Origin of the sequence: Streptomyces sp. VTCC 41912 (assembly GCF_045799175.1) — a bacterium.
Classification (GTDB): Bacteria; Actinomycetota; Actinomycetes; order Streptomycetales; family Streptomycetaceae; genus Streptomyces; species Streptomyces albulus_C.
Genome location: NZ_JBJMAB010000024.1, coordinates 83,152 through 103,906 on the forward strand (window position 1 = coordinate 83,152; position 20,755 = coordinate 103,906).

14 protein-coding genes are annotated in these 20,755 nt (G+C 74.3%); 3 read left to right on the top strand and 11 right to left on the bottom strand.

Features of this window, described 5'->3' with window-relative positions; all coding sequences use genetic code 11:
• Positions 1 to 10 precede the first annotated feature (10 nt).
• The 7 genes from ACJ6WD_RS27770 to ACJ6WD_RS27800 all read right to left on the bottom strand — a co-directional run bounded on the left by ACJ6WD_RS27770 (position 11) and on the right by ACJ6WD_RS27800 (position 9,413).
• Positions 11 to 1,096, bottom strand: coding sequence for a segregation and condensation protein A (locus ACJ6WD_RS27770; RefSeq protein WP_407616746.1), 1,086 nt, complete (start codon positions 1,094 to 1,096; stop codon positions 11 to 13).
• A gap of 187 nt (positions 1,097 to 1,283) precedes the next feature.
• On the bottom strand, positions 1,284 to 1,934 hold the full coding sequence (locus ACJ6WD_RS27775; protein WP_331248472.1) for a hypothetical protein: 651 nt from the start codon (positions 1,932 to 1,934) through the stop codon (positions 1,284 to 1,286).
• Entirely contained in the window at positions 1,919 to 3,082 is a 1,164-nt protein-coding gene (locus tag ACJ6WD_RS27780) for a ParA family protein (protein WP_078487510.1), read from the bottom strand. Before ACJ6WD_RS27780 ends, ACJ6WD_RS27775 begins: the two co-directional genes overlap by 16 nt.
• Positions 3,083 to 3,424: 342 nt before the next feature.
• The gene (ald, locus tag ACJ6WD_RS27785; RefSeq protein WP_331248477.1) at positions 3,425 to 4,540 is read right to left on the bottom strand and encodes an alanine dehydrogenase; all 1,116 of its coding nucleotides are present in this window, start codon (positions 4,538 to 4,540) and stop codon (positions 3,425 to 3,427) included.
• A 167-nt stretch (positions 4,541 to 4,707) separates the two neighbouring features.
• Positions 4,708 to 6,813 (bottom strand): tetratricopeptide repeat protein, encoded by a 2,106-nt coding sequence (locus ACJ6WD_RS27790; protein ID WP_376557188.1) that lies wholly within the window; start codon positions 6,811 to 6,813, stop codon positions 4,708 to 4,710.
• 185 nt (positions 6,814 to 6,998) lie between these two features.
• Complete coding sequence (locus ACJ6WD_RS27795; RefSeq protein WP_016573846.1) at positions 6,999 to 7,625, bottom strand: NUDIX hydrolase; 627 nt, start codon at positions 7,623 to 7,625, stop codon at positions 6,999 to 7,001.
• 99 nt (positions 7,626 to 7,724) lie between these two features.
• Positions 7,725 to 9,413, bottom strand: a complete 1,689-nt coding sequence (locus ACJ6WD_RS27800) for a CTP synthase (RefSeq protein ID WP_016573845.1) — start codon at positions 9,411 to 9,413, stop codon at positions 7,725 to 7,727.
• A 448-nt stretch (positions 9,414 to 9,861) separates the two neighbouring features.
• Here ACJ6WD_RS27800 and ACJ6WD_RS27805 point away from each other — a divergent pair, with 448 nt between their 5' ends.
• Positions 9,862 to 11,664, top strand: a complete 1,803-nt coding sequence (locus ACJ6WD_RS27805) for a glycoside hydrolase family 15 protein (RefSeq protein WP_233660512.1) — start codon at positions 9,862 to 9,864, stop codon at positions 11,662 to 11,664.
• Between the two features lie 63 nt (positions 11,665 to 11,727).
• On the opposite strand, the gene ACJ6WD_RS27810 is transcribed toward ACJ6WD_RS27805, so the two are convergent.
• Positions 11,728 to 12,915, bottom strand: coding sequence for a beta-1,3-glucanase family protein (locus ACJ6WD_RS27810; RefSeq protein WP_233660437.1), 1,188 nt, complete (start codon positions 12,913 to 12,915; stop codon positions 11,728 to 11,730).
• A gap of 210 nt (positions 12,916 to 13,125) precedes the next feature.
• On the opposite strand from ACJ6WD_RS27810, the gene ACJ6WD_RS27815 reads away from it, so the two are divergent.
• Entirely contained in the window at positions 13,126 to 14,751 is a 1,626-nt protein-coding gene (locus tag ACJ6WD_RS27815) for a PucR family transcriptional regulator ligand-binding domain-containing protein (protein ID WP_233660435.1), read from the top strand.
• 13 nt (positions 14,752 to 14,764) lie between these two features.
• On the opposite strand, the gene ACJ6WD_RS27820 is transcribed toward ACJ6WD_RS27815, so the two are convergent.
• From ACJ6WD_RS27820 to recN, 3 genes are all read right to left on the bottom strand, one after another.
• Positions 14,765 to 15,955: a glycosyltransferase family 4 protein gene (locus tag ACJ6WD_RS27820; protein WP_407616747.1), complete on the bottom strand. Its 1,191-nt coding sequence runs from the start codon at positions 15,953 to 15,955 to the stop codon at positions 14,765 to 14,767.
• A 393-nt stretch (positions 15,956 to 16,348) separates the two neighbouring features.
• Entirely contained in the window at positions 16,349 to 17,179 is an 831-nt protein-coding gene (locus ACJ6WD_RS27825) for a hypothetical protein (RefSeq protein WP_407616748.1), read from the bottom strand.
• A 38-nt stretch (positions 17,180 to 17,217) separates the two neighbouring features.
• Positions 17,218 to 18,963, bottom strand: coding sequence for a DNA repair protein RecN (gene recN, locus ACJ6WD_RS27830; RefSeq protein ID WP_233660511.1), 1,746 nt, complete (start codon positions 18,961 to 18,963; stop codon positions 17,218 to 17,220).
• A gap of 279 nt (positions 18,964 to 19,242) precedes the next feature.
• On the opposite strand from recN, the gene ACJ6WD_RS27835 reads away from it, so the two are divergent.
• Complete coding sequence (locus ACJ6WD_RS27835) at positions 19,243 to 20,745, top strand: S41 family peptidase (RefSeq protein ID WP_407616749.1); 1,503 nt, start codon at positions 19,243 to 19,245, stop codon at positions 20,743 to 20,745.
• Positions 20,746 to 20,755: the final 10 nt, after the last annotated feature.

The window sequence follows — 20,755 nt, forward strand, 5'->3', positions numbered from 1 at the left end:
CCCGCGCCGCTCACGCCGGCTCCTCCTGCTCGTCGTCCGTCTCCGGTTGGTCCGCGGCCCCCGCCGTCCCGCCGTCCGCGGCGCCGGCCGCCCGGTCGAACTCGTCGGTGACCCGTGGGGCCGCCCCCTCCGCGCCCGTCCAACGGACCGTCAGCGCGCCCAGCGCCTCCTCCTGGTCCAGGGCGACCGCCCGCTCCCGGTAGAGCTCCAGGAGCGCCAGGAAGCGCGCCACGACGGTCAGGGTGTCCGGGGCGTCCGCGACCAGGTCCTGGAAGGCGGCCTCGCCGGACGCCCGGAGCTGCGCCATCACCACCTCGGCCTGCTCCCGCACGCTGACCAGCGGGGCATGGATGTGGTCGACGTAGACCTGCGGTTTCGCCCGGGGCTGCATCGCCTTCACGGCGAGCTTGGCGAACCCCTCCGCCCCGATGCCGATGACGACCTCGGGCAGCAGCTCCGCGTGGTGCGGCTCCAGTCCGACGGTACGGGGGAAGCACCGGGCCTCCTCGGCCAGCCGGCCGCTGAAGATCTCCGCGATCCGCTTGTACGCGCGGTACTGGAGCAATCGGGCGAAGAGCAGGTCCCGGGCCTCCAGGAGGGCGAGGTCGGCCTCCTCCTCCACTTCGGCGACGGGCAGCAGCCGGGCCGCCTTGAGGTCGAGCAGGGTGGCCGCGACGACCAGGAACTCGGTGGTCTGGTCGAGGTCCCAGTCCGGCCCCATGGCCCGGATGTGGGCCATGAACTCGTCGGTCACCCGGGAGAGCGCGACCTCGGTCACGTCGAGCTTGTGCCGGGAGATCAGCTGGAGCAGGAGGTCGAAGGGCCCCTCGAAGTTCTCCAGCCGGAGCGTGAACCGGCCGTCGCCGCCCTCCGCGTCCCCCTTCCGAGGCGTCGGCGCGGCCGTCTCCGCGCCCGCCACGGGCTCCGGGACGCCCGTCTGCGCCGCTGCGGTGGCCCCCTCGTCCGCGGTGTCGTGCTCCGCCACGACCGTCCGGCCGGACGTCCCGGGCGCGTCCTCCAGGAGGGTGCCCGGCCCCCGTCCGAGGGTGCGGCGGGTACGGCGCGGGGCGGGGGCGTCGTCGTCGGTCGTCGGCATGGCGGTCCAGGGTGCTGCGGTCCCGCGCCGGGGCGGGGGGTGGTCACGGCGGGACACCCCGCCGGACTGGCAGGCTATCCCGCCGCGCGCCGGGGACCGGTCCCGCGGGGCGTGTCGCACGCACCCCGGGAAGGGGCCCCAGGCACCGTCAGCCGGGCCGGGCGGGCGCGGGGCGGGGAAGACGTGCCTAGCGGCCGCGGAGCCGCCGCACCAGGATGCTGGCGTCCCCGCGCGATTCCAGGTCCGCGAGGACCACTGCCACCGCCTCGCGCACGATCCGGCCGCGGTCGACCGCGAGGCCGTGCTCGCCGCGCAGCACCAGGCGGGCGTGTTCGAGGTCCATGAGCTCCTCGGCGGAGACATAGACGGTGATCTTCTCGTCGTGCCGTTCCCGGCCACTGGGGCGACGGTTGGCGCCGCGCCCCCGACGGCGGCCCGACGCACCGGCCGGGGCCGAGGCCGCGGCCTCCCGCTCGGCGCGGGCCGCCCGGCCGCCCGGCGTGCGGTGCCCCGCGGCGGCCTCCGCCTCCGACTCGCGGCCGGCGTGTTCGGCCGGCGCCGCTGCGGGTGCGCTGCGCGCCGCCCCGACGGCGCCGTCACCGGCGGACGGCGCCCCTCCGTCCGGGCCGTCACCGGCCCGCCGCCGACGCGCCCCGGGGCCCTCCTCGGAAGCGTCCGACGCGGGGGTCGGCTCGCCGGCCGGCGCGGGCACCCGGGCGTCGTCGCCCCCGGTGGCCGCGCCACCGTTCGTACGGCGGGGAGCGGACGGTTGCAGGCCCACTCCCCCGGTGGTGCGGAACAGTTCGTCGGCTCCGGGCAGACTCACTCGGCGTGACACCGGGCGAGCACCTCCCTGGCGAGCTGGCGATAGGCCGCGGCCCCCACGGAGTTGGAGGCGTAGGTGGTGATCGGCTCACCGGCGACGGTGGTCTCCGGGAAGCGGACCGTACGGCCGATGACGGTGTGGTAGACGTGGTCGTCGAACGCCTCGACGACGCGTGCCAGGACCTCGCGGCTGTGCACGGTCCGGGAGTCGTACATCGTCGCGAGGATGCCGTCCAGCTGGAGTTCGGGGTTGAGCCGCTCCTGGACCTTCTCGATCGTCTCGGTGAGCAGCGCGACACCGCGCAGCGCGAAGAACTCGCACTCCAGCGGCACGATGACCTTGTGAGCGGCCGTCAGGGCGTTGACGGTCAGCAGGCCGAGCGAGGGCTGGCAGTCGATGACGATGTAGTCGTAGTCGGGCAGCAGCGGCTTCAGCGCCCGCTGGAGCGTCGACTCGCGGGCGACCTCGCTGACCAACTGGACCTCTGCCGCAGACAAGTCGATATTGCTGGGCAGCAGGTCCATGTTGGGGACCGCGGTCTTGAGGAGGACCTCGTCGGCCGACATGCCCCGCTCCATGAGCAGGTTGTAGACCGTCAGGTCCAGCTCCATCGGGTTGACGCCGAGTCCGACCGACAGGGCACCCTGCGGGTCGAAGTCGACGAGCAGCACCCGACGGCCGTATTCGGCGAGTGCGGCACCCAGGTTGATGGTCGAGGTGGTCTTGCCGACCCCGCCCTTCTGGTTGCACATCGCGATGATCTTCGCCGGGCCGTGTTCCGACAACGGCCCCGGGATGGGGAAGTAAGGAAGCGGGCGCCCGGTCGGGCCGACCCGCTCGCGACGCTGGCGCGCCGCGTCCGGTGCGAGCGTCGCCGCGTATTCCGGGTCCGGCTCGTACTCGGCATCCGGGTCGTAGAAGTGCCCTTCGGGCAGGTCGTCGTAGTCAGCGAGACGGGCGGGTTGTCCACTGCCCCGGTCGCCGGCCATGGCGTTCACGTGTTGGCCGTCCATGCTCTGGTGGGCTGTCGTGGAAGTGCTCTGATGGGCTGCGAAGGTGTGGACCGCTACGGAGCCGACAGCCTCGCGCCCCGAGGGACCCTGGCCCCGTGCAACCGCTCCTGGCCGACCACTTCCGGGAGTAAATGTCGACTCATTCACAAGTCGTCTTACCTCCTTGGATGTGACCAGGAAACTTATCGATAGGTCAGCGTGGCACCATGCCGACGGTTGGCGACTCTATGGCGTGTCGGGCGTCCGCAGCAACACAATCCGCCGGACCCGGCCCGATGTGTCGGTAACGGAACCCCCCGATGTCAAGAGTGCACAGCGCACAAGACGGATGTTTCGGGGGTGCGCGAATCGGTTAAACGGTTACGTTCACGGCGAGTTGAGAGACGGCCGAGGAGAGCCTCCTCGGGGGCGCGTCGCACATGCGACCGGCCGGGCCCTGTCGAGGAGGCCCGGCCGGTTGTGCGGTGCTTGACGCGTGCGGTTGACGCCTCAGCCGAGGAGGGTGCGCAGCTCCACGTACTCCAGGCCGTGGGCCTGGGCGACCTCGGGGTAGACGACCTTGCCGTCGTGGGTGTTCAGGCCCTTGGCCAGCGCGGGGTCACGGCGCAGCGCCTCGACCCAGCCGCGGTTCGCCAGCTCCACGATGTAGGGCAGGGTGGCGTTGGTGAGGGCGTAGGTGGAGGTGTTCGGCACCGCGCCCGGCATGTTGGCGACGCAGTAGAAGACCGAGTTGTGGACCGGGAAGGTCGGCTCGGCGTGCGTGGTCGGCTTCGAGTCCTCGAAGCAGCCGCCCTGGTCGATGGCGATGTCGACAAGGACACTGCCCGGCTTCATCTTGGCGACGAGCTCGTTGGTGACCAGCTTGGGGGCCTTGGCACCGGGGATCAGGACCGCACCGACGACGAGGTCGGCCTCGACGACGGCCTTCTCCAGCTCGTAGGCGTTGGAGACGATCGTCTGCACCTTGGTGCCGAAGATCTTGTCGGCCTCGCGGAGCTTGTTGATGTCCTTGTCGAGCAGGGTGACGTGGAAGCCGAGGCCCACGGCGATCTGCACCGCGTTCCAACCGGAGACGCCACCGCCGATGACGACGGCCTTGCCGGCCTGGACGCCGGGAACGCCGCCGGGCAGCACGCCGCGGCCGCCGGCCTGGCGCATCAGGTGGTAGGCGCCGACCTGCGGGGCGATCCGGCCCGCGACCTCGGACATCGGGGCCAGCAGCGGCAGCGCGCGGTTGGCGGTCTCGACGGTCTCGTAGGCGATCGCGGTGGTGCCGGACTCCAGCAGCGCGTCCGTGCACTCCTTGGACGCGGCCAGGTGCAGGTAGGTGAAGAGGGTCTGGTCCTTGCGGAGGCGGTGGTACTCCTCCGCGATCGGCTCCTTGACCTTCAGCAGCAGGTCGGCGGTGGTCCACACCTCGTCGGCGGTGCCGAGGATCGTGGCACCGGCGGAGACGTACTCCTCGTTCGGGATGGACGAGCCGAGGCCGGCGTCCTTCTCGATGAACACCTGGTGGCCGTTGCGGACCAGCTCGTGGACTCCGGCGGGCGTGATAGCCACCCGGAACTCGTTGTTCTTGACTTCGCGGGGGATGCCGACCTTCACGTCGATCACGGTCCTTGAATGAGAGCTTGCAGAAGGAATTATCCCTCATGCGATGCATGACGGAACTGACCGCGCCGGACGCGGCTCAACCAGTCTATTGAAGGACCTCGCGTTGTCTAGCCTTGCAAAGGACCCATTTTTCGGAAGAGCACTACCGATTTCGTAGGTCAGTCGCGCGGCTCCCGCTGTCGTCGCTCCCCCGCCGCCCGGTGGAGCCGTGCCGCTGCTGGGTCGCCGAGCCGGTCGAGGATCTCCGCAATCCGTAGCTGGAGGCGGATCTCCAGGGGTGTGTCGCTCGCCGCACGGGCGAAATCGAGCGCCTCCAGGCGGCTGCGCAGCGCCGCGTCCAGCTCCCCGGCGTACTCGTGGACCCCGGCCGTTGCCTCCGCCGCACGCGCCTGACCTGCGGAATCACCGAGCCTGCGGAAGGCCCGGGCGGCGGCCCGGCAGTCCTTGAGGGCCTGCTCGTAACGGCCGGCGGCGCCGTGCGCGGCACCGATCCGGGCGTGCAGCCGCGCCGCGTCGGCCCGCTCGCCCCGGCCCAGCCGCAGTTCCAGCGCCCGCCCGTACCAGTCGGCGGCGCGGACCCAGTCGCCGAGCGCGCCGTAGGTGTCGCCCAGTGACTCCAGCGCCCGCCCGGTGGCCACCGGGTCCTTCACCGAACGTGCCGCCTCCAGCGCTCCCCGGTACCGGGTGAGCGCCTGCTCCCTGCGGTCGGCACCGGCGTCCAGGTCGCCGAGGTTGAGCAGCGCGGCGGCCCGCTCGCGCGGCAACGGCCGCCGTTCGGCGACCCGCAGGACCAGCGCGTGCAGGGTGTAGAGGTCGGGCGCGGCCCGCTCGGGGCCGTGGTGGGCGAGCAGCGCGCGGGTCAGCGCGGAGATCAACCTCCGGTCCAGCGTGTCGAGTTGACCGTCCTCGACGGCCATCCGGGCGGCGTCCAACAGGGCGCCTCGGCGGGTGCGCAGCCAGTACGCGGCGGCGGCCCGGTTGCCGAAGCGCAGCGAGCGGGGCAGTTCGCCGGCCTTGCGCCGGGACGGCGAGCCCTCCGGCTCCGCGGCGGCCCGGCAGGACTGGAGCAGCCGTACGGTCCGCTCCAACATCCGGGCGCGGGCGAGTTGGACGTCGGCCGGTCGCTCCTGCTCCCGGAGCAGGTCCCGGGAGAGCGGGACCAGGCAACCGGGGAGCCGGTACCGGGGGCCGATCGCCGCGTCCGCGGGCGGGGCGGTCGGCCCGTCGTCCTCGGGCAGCGGCCGCAGCAGGCCGAGGGCGACGAAGTCGTGCAGGACCGCGGCGGCGGCCGGGACGGTGCAGCCGCCCAGTGCGGCGGCGGTGTGCGGGTCCACCAGGCCGTCCGGGGCGAGGGTGGCCAGTCGCAGTATCCGGGCGGCGGCCTGCGGCAGCGCGTCGTAGGTGAGGCGGAAGGCGCGGTGCAGGGGGTGGGCGCCGGCCGGCAGGTCCGGCGGCAGGGGGGCGGCGAGCAGCGCCTGGCGCAGGTCGGCGACGGAGAGCTTGGGGCGGGCGGCGAGCCAGGCACCCGCCAGTATCAGCGCCGCCGGCTGACCGCCCGACTCCTGCGCGACGGCCTCCGCGGTCCGCGGGTCGACGGTGACCCGGGTCGCCCCCGCGTAGTGGCACAGCACCTCGACGGCGGCCGCGGTGTCGAGGCCGCCCAGGGCGCAGGGGCGGACGTCCGAGATGCCGGTCAGCGGGCCCTGCGAGACCACCACGACCAGGCAGTCCGGGGCGTCCGGGATCAGCGGTTCGACGTCCTCGGCACCCGGCGCGTCGTCCAGCAGGAGCACCGTCCGCCGGTCGGCCAGTGCCGTGCGGACCGCCTCGGCGAGCTCGTCCTCGTCGGCGCCCGGCGGGGCGTCGGTGCCCAGCGCGGCGAGCAGGTCGCGGGCGGTCCGGTCGAGGCCGACGGGGGCGCCGTCCCGGCCGGTCAGGACGGCGCGCAGCACCCCGTCGGGGTACTCGTCCGCGATCTCGCGCAGCAGGGCCTCGGCCAGGGTGGTGCGGCCGGAGCCGGGGCGGCCGGCGATCAGCAGGACCCGGCTGCGGGCGCCCCGACGGCCGGTGAGGGTGTCCAGGCCGGCCCGTCGGATGTCGGTGCGCAGCGCCTTGAGTTCGTGCCGGCGGCCGGCGAATCCGGGGAGTGCGGAACGGGTGGCGGCGCCGTCCTGGCGGGGCAGGGTCCCCCGCCGGTCCCCCGTGCCGGACCCGCGCGCCGCCTCCGGCGCGCGGTGTCCCCCGCCCACCACCTGGTCCGTCACCGGTCACGCTCCCGTCCGCCCGCGCTGACACGCTCCCGTCGCGGACGCGTACGGGAACCCTGTCGAGCGTAGTTCACGACCCGTCACGTCCCCTGCGGAGCAGGACTGTTGGGTCACTCGATCGGATCGGCGGACCATCCGACCGGGAGCGGAACGGGGGCAGGCGGCGGCGCCCGGTGCCGGCGTCAGGCCCCGAAGGGGCGGGCCGGCCAGGGCGCTTCGGCCGGCCGGAGGGCGTCCAGGCCGCCGCCGGCCCGTGCCGCGGTGAGCGCCAGCACGCCGACGACCAGGCAGTTGTTGTGCAGTTCGCCGGCGAGGACGCCGCGGACCAACTCGTCGAGGGGAACCCGCGCCAGCTCCATGTCGGCCTCCTCCTCGGAGACCTCGAAACGCTCGCCGTCGACCTCGGAGAGCCCCCGGGCGAAGAAGATCCGCACCGCCTCGTCGCTGCCGCCGGGGGTGGTGTAGACGTCGGTCAGCACCCGCCAGTCCTCGGCCTTGACGTGCGCCTCCTCGTACAGCTCGCGCTGTGCGGCGTGCAGCGGGTTCTCGCCGGGGACGTCGAGCAGCCCGGCGGGGATCTCCCACAGCTTCTGCCGCACCGGGTGGCGGTACTGGTGCAGCACCAGCACCCGGTCGGCGTCGTCGAGGGCGAGGACCGCCACCGAGCCCGGGTGCACCTGGTAGTCGCGGCTGACGGTGGAACCGTCCGGCATGACGACACGGTCGGTGCGCACGCTCGTCTTGGCCCCGGTGAACGGCGTGGTGGTCCCGGTGACCGTCCACTCCACCGCGGTGTCCTTGATCGCCATGCGCGTCCTCCTGTGGATAGCTGTGCCAACGCGGAAACCGGGGTACCGCCTCCCGTGGGGGAGGCCGTACCCCGGCAACCGTAACCGGCGGGCCGGCGCCTACTTCTTGGCGCCCGCCTCCCGCGCTGCCTCCTGGCGCTCGACGGCGGCCTTCACCAGACCGGCGAAGAGCGGGTGCGGGCGGGTCGGGCGGGACCGCAGCTCCGGGTGCGCCTGGGTGGCGACCAGGTAGGGGTGGACGTCGCGCGGGTACTCGACGTACTCGACCAGCTTGTTGTCCGGGGAGGTGCCGGAGAACAGCAGGCCGGCCTTCTTCTCCAGCTCGCCGCGGTAGGCGTTGTTGACCTCGTAGCGGTGGCGGTGGCGCTCCTCGACGTAGGGCTCGCCGGCGTAGACCTCGCGGACGATGGAGCCCTCGGCGAGCTTGGCCGGGTACATGCCCAGTCGCATGGTGCCGCCCATGTCGCCCTCGCCGGCGACGATGTCCATCTGCTCGGCCATGGTGGAGATCACCGGGTCGGTGGCGGCCGGGTCGAACTCGGTGGAGTTGGCGCCCTCGATGCCGGCGAGGTTGCGGGCCGCCTCGATCACCACGCACTGCAGGCCCAGGCAGAGGCCGAGCAGCGGGATCTTGTTCTCCCGGGCGTAGGTGATGGCGCCGACCTTGCCGTCCACGCCGCGGTCGCCGAAGCCGCCGGGGACGCAGATCGCGTCGCAGTCGGCGAGCTGCGCGCGAGCGCCGGCCGGGGTCTTGCAGTCGTCGGAGGTGACCCACTTGATCTTGACGCGGGCCTTGTTGGCGAAGCCGCCGGCGCGCAGCGCCTCGGTCACCGAGAGGTAGGCGTCGGGCAGGTCGATGTACTTGCCGACCAGCGCGACCTTGACCTCGTGCGAGGGGTTGTGGACCCGGTCGAGCAGGTCCGCCCACTGGGTCCAGTCCACGTCCCGGAACGGCAGGTCCAGCTTGCGGACGACGTAGGCGTCCAGGCCCTCGGCGTGCACGACCTTGGGGATGTCGTAGATCGACGGGGCGTCCGGGCAGGCGATGACCGCGGCCTCGTCGACGTCGCACATCAGCGAGATCTTGCGCTTGATGGCGGTGGGCACCTCGCGGTCGGCGCGCAGCACGATCGCGTCGGGCTGGATGCCGATGTTGCGCAGGGCCGCGACCGAGTGCTGGGTCGGCTTGGTCTTCAGCTCACCGGACGGGCCGATGTAGGGGAGCAGCGAGATGTGCACGACGAAGACGTTGTCCCGGCCCACCTCGTGGCGGACCTGGCGGACGGTCTCCAGGAACGGCAGCGACTCGATGTCGCCGACCGTGCCGCCGACCTCGGTGATGACCACGTCGACGTCGTCGGTGGCCAGTCGCCGGATGCGGTGCTTGATCTCGTTGGTGATGTGCGGGATGACCTGGACGGTGTCACCGAGGTACTCGCCGCGCCGCTCCTTGGCGATCACGGTGTTGTAGACCTGGCCGGTGGTGACGTTCGCCGAGCCGTCGAGGTCGACGTCGAGGAACCGCTCGTAGTGGCCGATGTCCAGGTCGGTCTCGGCACCGTCGTTGGTGACGAAGACCTCACCGTGCTGGAACGGGTTCATCGTCCCGGGGTCGACGTTCAGGTAGGGGTCGAGCTTCTGCATCGTGACCCGCAGGCCGCGCGCCTTCAGGAGAGCACCCAGGCTGGAGGCCGTGAGCCCCTTGCCGAGCGAGGAGGCGACGCCCCCAGTGACGAAGAGGTGCTTGGTCGTCGTGGCTGCGTTCTTTCGAGAAGCAGAGGGCGGCATGGCCAAGAGGGGGCTCCCGTGGTCGCGAGGTGGAGAGATGCGAGGGACGCCGGTCCTGAGAGCCAGGGGCGCCGTCGCTGCGGTTCGGGGGTGCCGTACTTCCGTTGGGTCCCACCGGTCCACGGGGTACCAGGCTATCAGCGACCGGACATGGTCGCGTCCGGCCACGCACCGAAAGGCGTCCGCGCCCAGGCCACCCGTTCGGACCACCCCCACTCGACGTGAGCGTCGCGCGGAGCACCCCCCTGCGTCGTATCCTGCTCGGACACTCGCTACGAGCCGTCCGGGAAGGCACCACGCTCCCCCAGTCACCGCTGGGTGGGGCCCCAGTGATAGCTGGGGGAGTGCCCCCAGCCCGTTTCCCGGTCCCGCTGCTCGGCGACGTTTCATGGGCAGGACGGACAGCACACAACGTCCCATGGGGGGCGTGACTCCAGTTCGACGGGAGATGCACGTGGCCGGGCGCATCGAGGACTACGCACTTATCGGTGATATGCAGACCGCCGCTCTCGTGTGCCGGGACGGCACGGTCGACTGGCTGTGCCTGCCCCGTTTCGACTCGCCGGCGGTGTTCGCGGGGCTGCTGGGCACTGAGGAGCACGGCTTCTGGCGGATGGGCCCGATCGGCGCGGAGGGCCCGCGGGCCGCGGACCGGCGGCGCTACCGCGGGGATTCACTCGTCCTGGAGTCCGAGTGGGACACACCGCGCGGTACCGTCCGGGTGATCGACTTCATGCCGCCGCGGGACGGCGTTCCGCAGGTGATCCGGATCGTGGAGGGCGTCAGCGGCCGGGTGCCGATGCGCTCGGAGCTGCGGATGCGGTTCGCGTACGGCTGGGTGGTGCCCTGGGTGCACAAGGTCGACGGGCGCACCGTCGCGGTCGCCGGGCCCGATTCGGTGTGGCTGGACACCTCGGCGGAGACCTACGGCAAGGACCTGACGACGTACTCCGACTTCACGGTGTCGCCGGGCGAGCGGATCGCGTTCACGATCAGTTGGCAGCCCTCGCACCACGAGCCGCCGGCCCTGGCGGACCCGGAGGCGTCGCTGGAGGCGACCGAGGAGTTCTGGCGGGAGTGGGTCGAGCACTGCACGTACCACGGGCCCTACCGGGACGCGGTGGTGCGCTCGCTGATCACGCTGAAGGCGCTGACGTACGCGCCGACCGGCGGGATCGTGGCGGCGCCGACGACGTCGCTGCCGGAGTGCGTCGGCGGGATCCGCAACTGGGACTACCGCTTCACCTGGCTGCGGGACGCGGCGATCACCCTGTCCTCGCTGCTGCGCACCGGCTACCGCGAGGAGGCCCGGGCCTGGCGCGAGTGGCTGCTGCGGGCGGTGGCCGGCGACCCGGAGAACCTCCAGATCATGTACGGCATCGCCGGTGAGCGGGAGCTGGGCGAGACCGAACTCAAATGGCTGCCCGGGTACGAGGATTCGCGGCCGGTGCGGGTCGGCAACGGCGCCGCCGGCCAGCTCCAGCTGGACGTCTACGGCGAGGTCACCGAGGCGCTGCACCTGGCGCACATGACGGGGCTGGCCCGCAACGACTACGCCTCGCTGCTCCAGATCAAGTTGATCGAGTGGGTGGAGAAGCACTGGGACGAGCCGGACGAGGGCATCTGGGAGGTGCGCGGGCCGCGCCGGCACTTCGTGCATTCCAAGGTCATGACCTGGGTCGCGGTGGACCGGACGGTGAAGCTGATCGAGTCCGGGGACGTGGACGGCCCGCTGGACCGGTGGAAGGACCTGCGGGAGACCATCCACCGGGACGTCTGCGAGAAGGGTTACGACAAGGAGCGGAACACCTTCACCCAGTCCTACGGCTCGCAGGAGCTGGACGCGTCGCTGCTGCTGATCCCGCAGGTCGGGTTCCTGCCGCCGGACGACAAGCGGGTCATCGGCACCATCGAGGCGATCCAGCGGGAGCTGTCGACCGAGGACGGGTTCGTGCTGCGCTACCCGACGTCCGGCGAGGGGCTCGGCGTGGACGGCCTCGAAGGCGACGAGGGGGCGTTCCTGGCCTGTTCGTTCTGGCTGGCCGACGACCTGGCGATGATCGGCCGGGTGGAGGAGGCCCGCAAGCTGTTCGAGAAGCTGCTCTCGCTCCGCAACGACCTGGGGCTGCTCGCCGAGGAGTGGGACTCCCGGCTCCAGCGGCAGGTGGGCAACTTCCCGCAGGCGTTCAGCCACGTCCCGCTGATCGACACGGCGCTGCGGCTGACCGCGAGCGGGGCCTACGGGGGGTGACGCCCCTTCGGGGCACCACGCCCCCGGAGGTCCTTCGCTGCGGTCCGCGGCCGGCCGGCGTCCCTAGAAGGGCGTCAGGGTGAGGGTGAGCTCCTTGGGGGCGTGGTCCTCGACATAGGAGGCGAAGCCGGCGACGTCGTCGAAGGCGAAGCCGTACGCCTTGCCGTCCTTGGTGGCGCCGTGCATGACGCGGGCGTAGTGGTTGGTGACCTGCTGCTGGTAGAAGGCGGCCGGGTCGGTGCCCGGCTGGGCGGGGTGGGTCGCCAGGGTGGAGCGGTTGAGGGCGGCCCCGAGGACGGCGGCCAGCGGGCCCCGGACGCCGTCGTTGGGGGCGGCCAGGATGCCGTCGCAGAAGAGCACGTCGCGGGTGGACGGTTTGCCGAAGGCGATCGGGCCGGCGGGGGCCGCCGAGCGGGTCCCGCGGCCTTGGGGGCCGGTGAAGGCGAGTTGGTCGCCGCTGACCCGGCCGGTGAAGGTGCCGGCGTTGGTGGTGACGGTCAGGTCCTTGCCGGCGTAGGCGGACCAGGCGGCGTCGACGGCGGGGGCGAAGTAGTCGGCGGCGAACAGGCCGCTGTCCAGGCCGTGGCCGGGCGCTATCACCCGCCGGTCGTCGACGACCAGGCGGTCGAAGCCGGCGGCGGCCTTGACCTCGGAGAAGATCCGGGCCCGGGCGCCGTCCTTGAGGGTGCCGGTGGTCTGGTCGCCGCTGCCGGTGAGCCGGAGGGCGAGCGGGACGCTGAACATGTCGACCATGGTGGTGTTGCAGAACATCCCGGCGGAGTTGTAGGTGAACTCGGCGCAGTCGTGCAGCACGTCGTAGTTGGGGTCGGAGGCGACCCAGCCCGCGGGGTAGGCCAGGGCGGGCTTGCCGTTGCCGTCGGCGACCGCCTTGATCTTGAGCTTGGCGCCCAGGCTGGTGTAGATCCGGCCGGACATCGGGGGCAGCTGAAGGGTGGTGGTGCCGGTGGCGGCGAGCGGGATGGCGTAGTCGGTGAAGCCGTCCGGGCCGTTGTCGGCGACCGCGACGGGGGCGAGCTTCCCGTCCGGGGTGACCCTGACCTGCTGGGTGCCGTCGTTGCCCAGGATGTAGACCCAGACCGAGCCGTTGGCGTAGGCGCCCGACGTGTTGACGAGGTGCAGCGGGAGGGTGCCGGCCGCCCGGGGGGTGGGGGCGCCGAGGGCCCGGCCGGCGACGGCGGCGGTGGCGGCACCGGCGGCGAGTCCGCCGAGCAGGGTGCGACGGGAGATCATGAGGCGGCTCCTTGTGGGGGGTGGGGTGAGCGCTCTCGTTGGTATGGTCCAAGCACCCTGCCCAGGCCCCCTTGCCAACGTCAAGTGTGCTTCCAGGAAAAGGAGTTGAGCGGCGGGCGTGAGGGTGTGCGCGAGCCGTCCCGGGCGACCGGCGGAGGCGATCCGGATCGCGTTCCTCCGGATAGCCGTACGCGCGGTAGCGTTCCCGGCATGGGGCCGCACGGGAAGATCGAAGCCGACGTCACGGTACGCAGGGCGCTGGAGCTGCCGGCGCTGCGGCGCGGCCTGCCGGAGGTGCTGGCCGGCGAGGACCGGTTGGGGCGCTCGGTGCGCTGGGTGCACGCCGGCGAGGTCCCGCACATCGCCTCACTGCTCAAGGGCGGCGAGCTGCTGCTGACCACCGGGCTGGGAGTGGGCACCCGGCCGTCCGAACAGCGCGCCTTCATCCGCAAGCTCGCCGACCGGGACGTCGCCGCGCTGGTCGTGGAGCTGGGCTCGCGGTTCGACACCCTGCCCGTGGCGCTGGTCGACGCCGCGCGGGACTGCGGGCTGCCGCTGATCCAACTGCACCGCGAGGTCCCGTACGTCACGGTCACCGAAGAGATCCACACCGAGATCATCAACAGCCACTACACCCTGCTGCGGCGCGCCGACGAACTGCTGCGGCGCTGCACCGACGTGCTGTTGCGGGGCGGCGGCGCCCCGGAGGTGCTGCGGCTGCTCGCCGTCTTCACCGGCAACCCGCTGTGCCTGGAGGCCCCCGACGGCAGTCCGCTGTACGCCGCCGGGCCCGAGGGCGACGACGGCGCGGCGGACGCCGATCCGCTGCTGGCCTGGGAGGGGCTGCGGGACTCCGGCCTGCGCATCGAGGTGCCCGGCGGCGGGCCCGGGCCGGACGCGGTGCGCGCCCGGCTGGTGCTGCTCCCGGTGAACGGGCCGCTGGAGCCGGTGCACCGGCTCGCCGCGGAACGCGCCGCCGACCTGCTGGCCGTGGTCATGCTCCAGTCCCGGCAGGAGGAGGTGCTGGCCGCCCGCGGTCGCGGGGACTTCCTGGCCGAGCTGGCGGAGGGCCGGATCTCCGCGTCCGAGGCGCCGGCGCAGGCCCGGCTGCTGGGCTTCCGGACGGGTGCCGAGGCGGTGTTGCCGGTGGTGATGCGGCTGCCGGCCGCGCTGCCCTCCCCCGGCAGTTGGGCGCTGCTGGCCCAGGCGCTGCGCGAGGAACTGGCCGCCCTCGGGGTGCCGGTGCTGCTCGGCGTGCGGCCGGTGGAGGGCCGGGTGCCGCTGCTGGTGGCGCTGCGGGCGGGCCCGGACCGGGCGGCGCTGGCCGACCGGGTCGCCGAGGCGCTGCGCGCGGGCGTGGTCCGGGCCGGGCTGGACCGGCCGTCGGCGCACCGCCCGGTGGTGGTGGTCGGCACCGCGGGTGACTGGGCGGCGGCCGGCCCGGGCCTGCGGCACGCGGCGGAGGCGGCGGCCGCGGCCCAGGGACTGCCGGAAGCGCCCTGGTACGACGCCCGCCGCCTGGACATCGAGCTGCTGCTGTGGCGGATGCGGGAACACGGCGAGCAGGGGGTGCTCACCGATTTCGTGGAGCGCGCCATCGGCCCGCTGCTGGCCCACGACCGGGGCGCCCGCCAGCCGTTGCTGCCGACCCTGGAGGCCTATCTGGCCAGCGCCGGCCGCAAGGCGGAGACCGCCCGCGACCTGAACGTCAACCGGCAGACGCTCTACGACCGGCTGGCGCGGATCGCGCAGCTGCTGGGGACCGACCTGGAGGACCCGCAGACGGTGCTGGGGCTGCGGCTGGCGCTGCGGGCGCGACGGCACACCGACCGGTAGGACGGGCGCCGGGTCAGACCTGCGAGGCCGGCTGCGGCGGCTGGGTCAGCTCGTCGTAGACGCTGAGGACCTGGGCGACCGTGTCGTTCTCGCTGGGCCAGCCGGCGGCCTGGACGCGGCCGGCGGTGGCGAGCGCGGCGCGGCGCACCGGGTCGGCGAGCAGGTCCAGGACCGTGCGGGCCAGTGCGGTGGCGTCGCCGTAGCGGACCAACGCGGCGCCCTGGCCGACCAGTTCGCGGGTGCCGCCGGTGTCGGTGGCCACCAGGGGGACGCCGGCGCGCAGGGCCTCCTGGGCGATCAGGGAACGCGCCTCCCATCTGCTGGGCAGCACCACCAGGTCGGCGGCGGCGAGGAGTTCGGGCACGTCGTCGCGGCGGCCGAGGAGCTGGACGGGCAACCGCTCGCTGTCGATGCGGCGCTGGAGCGCGGCCCGCTGCTCGCCCTCGCCGGCGATGGCGAGCAGCGGTTGGGGGTCCAGCGCGCACCAGGCGTGCGCCGCGTCCAGCAGCAGGTCATGGCCCTGTGACGGGTCGAGCCGGCCGACCGCGAGCAGCAACGGGCGGTCCACCGCGCCCAGTTCGGCGCGCTCCTTGTCGCGGCTGCGGTCGGGGTCCGCGGCGTGCCCCGTGCGGCCGGAGCGGGCCCGCGGCACGGCGACCGGGGCGAGGCGGGCGTCCCGGGCGCCCCGCTCGCGCGCCCGGTCCACGAGGTCGGAGCAGGCGCCGAGGACGACCGCCGCGGCCCGGGCCACCCGCCGCTCCATCAGGTGCACCATTCCGGCGCGGGCGCCCTCGGTGTGCGCCTTGGTGTGCCAGGTCATGACGAGCGGGACCTGGCCCCAACCACCGGCGCCCAGGCCGCAGGCGCGGGGGCCGCGCAGGCCGCGCAGCGCCACCGAGGCGCGCAGGCCGGCCCGCAGGCCGTGCGCGTGGACCAGGTCGGCGTCCCAGCAGGCGCCGCGCAGCACGGTCAGGCCCGCCGGGTCCATCCGCGGGGCGAGCGGCACGAACCGGGCGCCGGCCGCGGTGAAGTCGTACGCCTCCTCGGCCTCCGGCGGGGCGCACACGGTCACCCGGACCCCGCGGGCGACCAGCCCTTCGGACAGCGAACGGACGTGCGCCGCGCTGCCGGCACCGCCGCGCCCGAGCACCTGGACCGTGCGCAGCGGCGACTGCCCGTGCGGCGGGGTCAGGGGGCTGGTCACGAGGTCGGGCTCCTGGGTCGGGGGCGGTACGTACCGTACCGGCGGGGCGGTTTGGCACTGCGAGGTGCTGCGATGTTCCGGGCCGTGGCGTCGGCCCCGTCCTGCGGGCAGGTCGGGGCGGGCGCGCCCCGGCACTGCGCACCGCGCCCAGGATGCCAGTCCGGCGGCGTCAATTCGGCACCGTGCGGACGCCGTTCCGGTGGGAAGTCTCACCCCCGGATCCACGGATTCACCCACATGGGCGACTTGGCGGGCGTGTGGATTGCCGCCCGAACGGAGTGGACGCACCTTCGCGGTGCGCCACCGCGCTGTCCGGAACCCGTCCTTCACTGTCCGGATCGGGTCGCTCCGGTTCTTTCCCGCCGCGCCCGCCGCGCGCCGCCGGCGGCGGCGTCAGCGCGCCCCGGCCAGGCGGCTGACGCGGTCCCCGGCGGCCGCCGCGGCGACCAGCGCGGCAGCGTGCACGGCCAGCACCGCCCGGCTTCCGCCGCGCCCCGCGCCGTGCGCGCCGCGGGACCCGGCTCCGGCGACGGCGGCCAGTCCGAGGGCGGCGCCGAGGGCGTGCGCGCCGGCGTCCCCGAGCATCGTGCGCTCCCCGAAGTCCTCGGGCGCCAGCGCGGCGGCGGCGCCCAGGGGGACGGCGGACAGCGCCCCGGCCGGTCCGCTGCGCAGCAGGCCCGGTGCCGCCAGCGCGACGGCGGCCACCGCGGCCCGGCCCGGGCGGACGTCCAGGAGGTTGACCAGGTGGGCGGAGCCGGCGATCACCACGCCCGCCAACAGCCGATCGGCCGGCCGATCCTGGAGCAGGGCGCCGGCGGCGAGTCCGGCGGCGCCGATCCCGAAGAGCTTGACGGCGCCACTGGTGACCTCGCCGTGCCGCAGCGCGGACAGGTGCGCCCGGAAGCCGCGGCGCGGGTCCCCGGCGCCGACGAGGTCGTCGTAGGCCCCGCAGCCGCCGGCGGCCAGGACGGCCAGCGCCGCCGCCGCGCGGGTCCGGGCCGGCAGACCCGGTGCGCCGGCCGCGGCGAGCGCGGTGCCGAGGGCGACCGCAGGACCCGCGTGCAGGGTGACCGGCCGGCCCGCGTGGTTCGTCCGCTGCCAGCGCGCGGCGCCGCCCGGTGGTCGGCGCCGCAGCGCCGCGTAGCCGGCGCTGCTCGCGCCCGCCGCCGCGAGCAGCGCCGCACTGCGGACCGGCGGGCCGCCGTCCGTGGTCGTTCGCCTCATCCCGCTCCCCCTCGCCGGCCCGGTGGCCGGCCTCGCCTCTAGGTGCCCGTGCGGGCGGTCTCCAGGAGTTCCTCGGCGTGCGCGCGGGCCGTTTCGGAGTCCTCCTGGCCGGCCAGCATCCGCGACAGCTCGCGGATCCGGTCCTCGCCCTCCAGGACGGTGACGCCGCTGCGGGTCACCGAGCCGTCGTTGGTCTTCTCCACCAGCAACTGCCGGTCGGCGAACGCGGCGACCTGCGGGAGGTGGGTGACCACCACGACCTGTGCCGACTTGGCGAGCCGGGCCAGGCGCCGGCCGACCTCGACGGCCGCCTTGCCGCCGACGCCCGCGTCGACCTCGTCGAAGAGGTAGGTCGGGACCGGGTCCGACCCGGCGAAGACGACCTCCACGGCGAGCATCACCCGGGACAGCTCACCGCCGGAGGCCCCCTTGGCGATCGGCCGGGGCGGGGCGCCCGGGTGCGGGGCCATCAGGATCTCGACCTCGTCGGCGCCGGCCGGGCCGTACGCGACGCTGCGGCCGTTCACCTCGATGCCGTCGGCGTCGTCGGCGTCCTCGGGGAGCTCGGTCTGGCGGATGGCGACGCTCACCCGGGCGTGCGGCATGGCGAGTTCGCCGAGTTCGGTGGTGACGGCGGCGGCGAAGTGCTCCGCGGACGCGGTCCGGGCGTCCGTCAACTGCTGTGCCAGTTCGCCCAGTTCGGCGCGGAGGCCGTCGCGTTCGGCGGCCAGCTCGGTGATCCGGTCGTCGTCGCCGTCGAGTTCGGCGAGGCGTGCGGCGCTCTGCTCGGACCACGCCAGCACCGCCGTGGTGTCCTTGCCGTACTCGCCGTACTTGCGGGTGAGGTGGTTGAGGGTGGCGCGGCGCTCCTCGACGGCGGCCAACCGCAGCGGATCGGCGTCCAGGCCGTCCGCGTAACCGGCGAGTTCGGTGGCGACGTCGGCCATCAGGATGCCGAGTTCACCGAGCCGGTCGGCCAGCGCGGCCAGTTCCTGGTCGTGGCCGCGGACCGCCTCCAGACCGCGGTGGGCGCCGGCGACGAGGGTGGTGGCGTCGATGCCTTCGGGGTCCTCGGGGTTGCCGGCCAGCGCGGCGTGCGCGACGGTCGCGGCGGAGGCCAGCGCCTCGGCGTGGCCGAGCCGTTCGGCCTCGGCGGAGAGTTCGACGTCCTCACCGGGCAGCGGCTCGGCGGCGGCGATCTCGTCCAGGCCGAAGCGGAGCAGATCGGCCTCCTGGGCACGCTCCCGGGCCCGGGTGGTCAGCTCGTCGAGTTCGGCGGCGACGGTGCGCAGCCGGCGGTGCGCGGCGGTGTACTTGGCAAGCGGGCCGGCGACCGCGTCCCCGGCGTAGCGGTCTAGGGCCTGGCGCTGGCGGGCCGGCCGCAGCAGGCCCTGCTGGTCGGTCTGGCCGTGCACCGCGACCAGGTCGTCGGCGAGTTCGCCGAGGAGCCCGACCGGTACCGAGCGGCCGCCCACATGGGCCCGCGAACGGCCCTCGGCCGAGACCGTGCGACTGATCAGCAACGCACCGTCGTCCAACTCCGCGCCGGCTTCCTCGGCCCGCACGGCAGCGGGCGACGAGGACGCGAGGGCGATCCTGCCCTCCACCACCGCCGCCTTGGCGCCGATCCGCACCAAGGCGGGGTCCGCGCGCCCGCCGAGCAGCAGGCCGAGGCTGGTGACGACCATGGTCTTGCCCGCGCCGGTCTCGCCGGTCACCGCCGTGAAGCCCGGGGACAGCTCGACGACAGCGTCGTCGATGACGCCCAGGGACCGGATCCGCATCTCCTCCAACACGGGTACGACCTTACGAGGTCCCGGGGCCGCCCCGCGACGGCCTCCCCCACACCACCGCCCCGCCCCGGCCGCCAAAACGCCCGCCCCGGACCCGCCACACGGCCCGGACCTGCGGAAAACCCCACCGGGAAGGCGGGTGGTCACCGGATGGCGCCCGGTCGGGCCCGATCGGCACGCTGGCAGCACACCGCACCGGTCGCCCTTCCGGACCGGTCCCCGGTCCCCCGCGCGCACCACGCTGCCGTCCCGACCCCACGAGGTACCCCCATGAGTGATCCGGCCACGCCCCGCCCGGCCACGCCCCGCCCGGCCACGCCCCGCCCGACCGGGCGTCGCCCGGCCCGCCGTCCGCGCCCCGCCCTCCTGCTGGCCGCCGTCCTGGCCGCGGCGACCGCGCTCCCGGCCTGCGCCGCCCCGACCGCCGCCGCCCACGCGGCCGGGGCGCGGGCGGCGGCGCCGGCCCTGGACGGCGTCTGGCGGACGGACGGCTACGGCACGCTCGTCCGGATCGCGGGCGGCGCCCTCACCACGTACGAGACCACCGCCGTCAGTTGCCTGCCCGGCGCGGTGACGGGCAGCCGGGCGGGCGCCCCCGGCGCGGACGGCACGCTCCGTTTCACCGTGCCGGACGGGGCGCCGCTCACCGTCGCGCCCGCGGGCCCGGACCGGGCCCGGCTGTCCGCCGCCGACGACGTCGGCCACCGGACCCTGCACCGCACCGGTGGGCTGCCGCGACGGTGCGGTGCCCGGCCGGCCCGGGACCCGCGGGCGGTCTTCGACGTCTTCTGGCAGACGTACGCCGAGAACTACCCCTTCTTCCGCGCCAAGGGGATCGACTGGCGCGCGGTCCGGGACCGCTACCGCCCGCGGATCACCGCCACCACCACCGACGCCGAACTCTTCGCGGTGCTGCGCGCGATGATCGAGCCGCTGCACGACGCGCACACCCGGGTCGTCGCCGGCGAGGACCGGTGGTTCGCCGGCAAGCGCCCCGGCACCGTGCTGCCCACCCCCGCCTCCACCGCCCGGGTCGACGCGGCCCTCGCCGCCGCCCTCGGCCCGCACGTCGTGCAGCGGCAGTGGGCCGGTGGCAAGCTGCGCTACGCCGATCTGCCCGGCCGGATCGGCTACTTCCGGATCACCCAGTTCGCCGGGTACACCGAAAAGGGTGACCACGCGGGCGACGTCGCCGCGCTCGACCGGGCACTGGACGCGGTGTTCACCGCGGCCCGCACCCGGGGCCCGGACGCGCTGCGCGGGCTCGTCCTGGACCTGCGGATCAACGGCGGCGGCTCGGACGCGCTCGGCCTGCGGATCGCCTCCCGGCTCACCGACCGGCCCTACCTCGCCTACCGCAAGCGGGCCCGGAACGACCCGCGGCAGCCGGGCGCGTTCACCGCACCGGAACCGCTCACCGTCCGCCCGCACCGGGGACCGGTCTACACCGGGCCGGTGGCGGTCCTCACCGGCCCGTTGACGATCAGTGCGGGCGAGACCTTCACCCAGTCCCTGATGGGCCGCTCCCCCGCGCCCACCCGGATCGGCCAGCCCACCCAGGGCGTCTTCTCCGACGTGCTGGAACGGGCGCTGCCCAACGGCTGGAGCTTCGGGCTGCCCAACGAGGAGTTCCTGACGGCCGACGGCCGCACCTTCGACGGGCCCGGGATCCCGCCCGCCGTCCGCACCCCGGTCTTCACCGAGGCGGAGCTGTCCGCCCGGCGCGACAGCGCGCTGGCCCGGGCCCGGCAGCTGCTGCACGGCGGGGCGTAGCCGGGCGCCG

Excerpts from the sequence above, each read along its gene's own strand:
- ACJ6WD_RS27800 (WP_016573845.1), bottom strand. The coding sequence starts at position 9,413 with ATGCCGCCCTCTGCTTCTCGAAAGAACGCAGCCACGACGACCAAGCAC.
- ACJ6WD_RS27815 (WP_233660435.1), top strand. The coding sequence starts at position 13,126 with ATGGGGCCGCACGGGAAGATCGAAGCCGACGTCACGGTACGCAGGGCG.
- ACJ6WD_RS27825 (WP_407616748.1), bottom strand. The coding sequence starts at position 17,179 with ATGAGGCGAACGACCACGGACGGCGGCCCGCCGGTCCGCAGTGCGGCG.
- ACJ6WD_RS27795 (WP_016573846.1), bottom strand. The coding sequence starts at position 7,625 with ATGGCGATCAAGGACACCGCGGTGGAGTGGACGGTCACCGGGACCACC.
- ACJ6WD_RS27805 (WP_233660512.1), top strand. The coding sequence starts at position 9,862 with ATGCACGTGGCCGGGCGCATCGAGGACTACGCACTTATCGGTGATATG.
- ACJ6WD_RS27770 (WP_407616746.1), bottom strand. The coding sequence starts at position 1,096 with ATGCCGACGACCGACGACGACGCCCCCGCCCCGCGCCGTACCCGCCGC.
- ACJ6WD_RS27835 (WP_407616749.1), top strand. The coding sequence starts at position 19,243 with ATGAGTGATCCGGCCACGCCCCGCCCGGCCACGCCCCGCCCGGCCACG.
- recN (WP_233660511.1), bottom strand. The coding sequence starts at position 18,963 with ATGCGGATCCGGTCCCTGGGCGTCATCGACGACGCTGTCGTCGAGCTG.
- ACJ6WD_RS27810 (WP_233660437.1), bottom strand. The coding sequence starts at position 12,915 with ATGATCTCCCGTCGCACCCTGCTCGGCGGACTCGCCGCCGGTGCCGCC.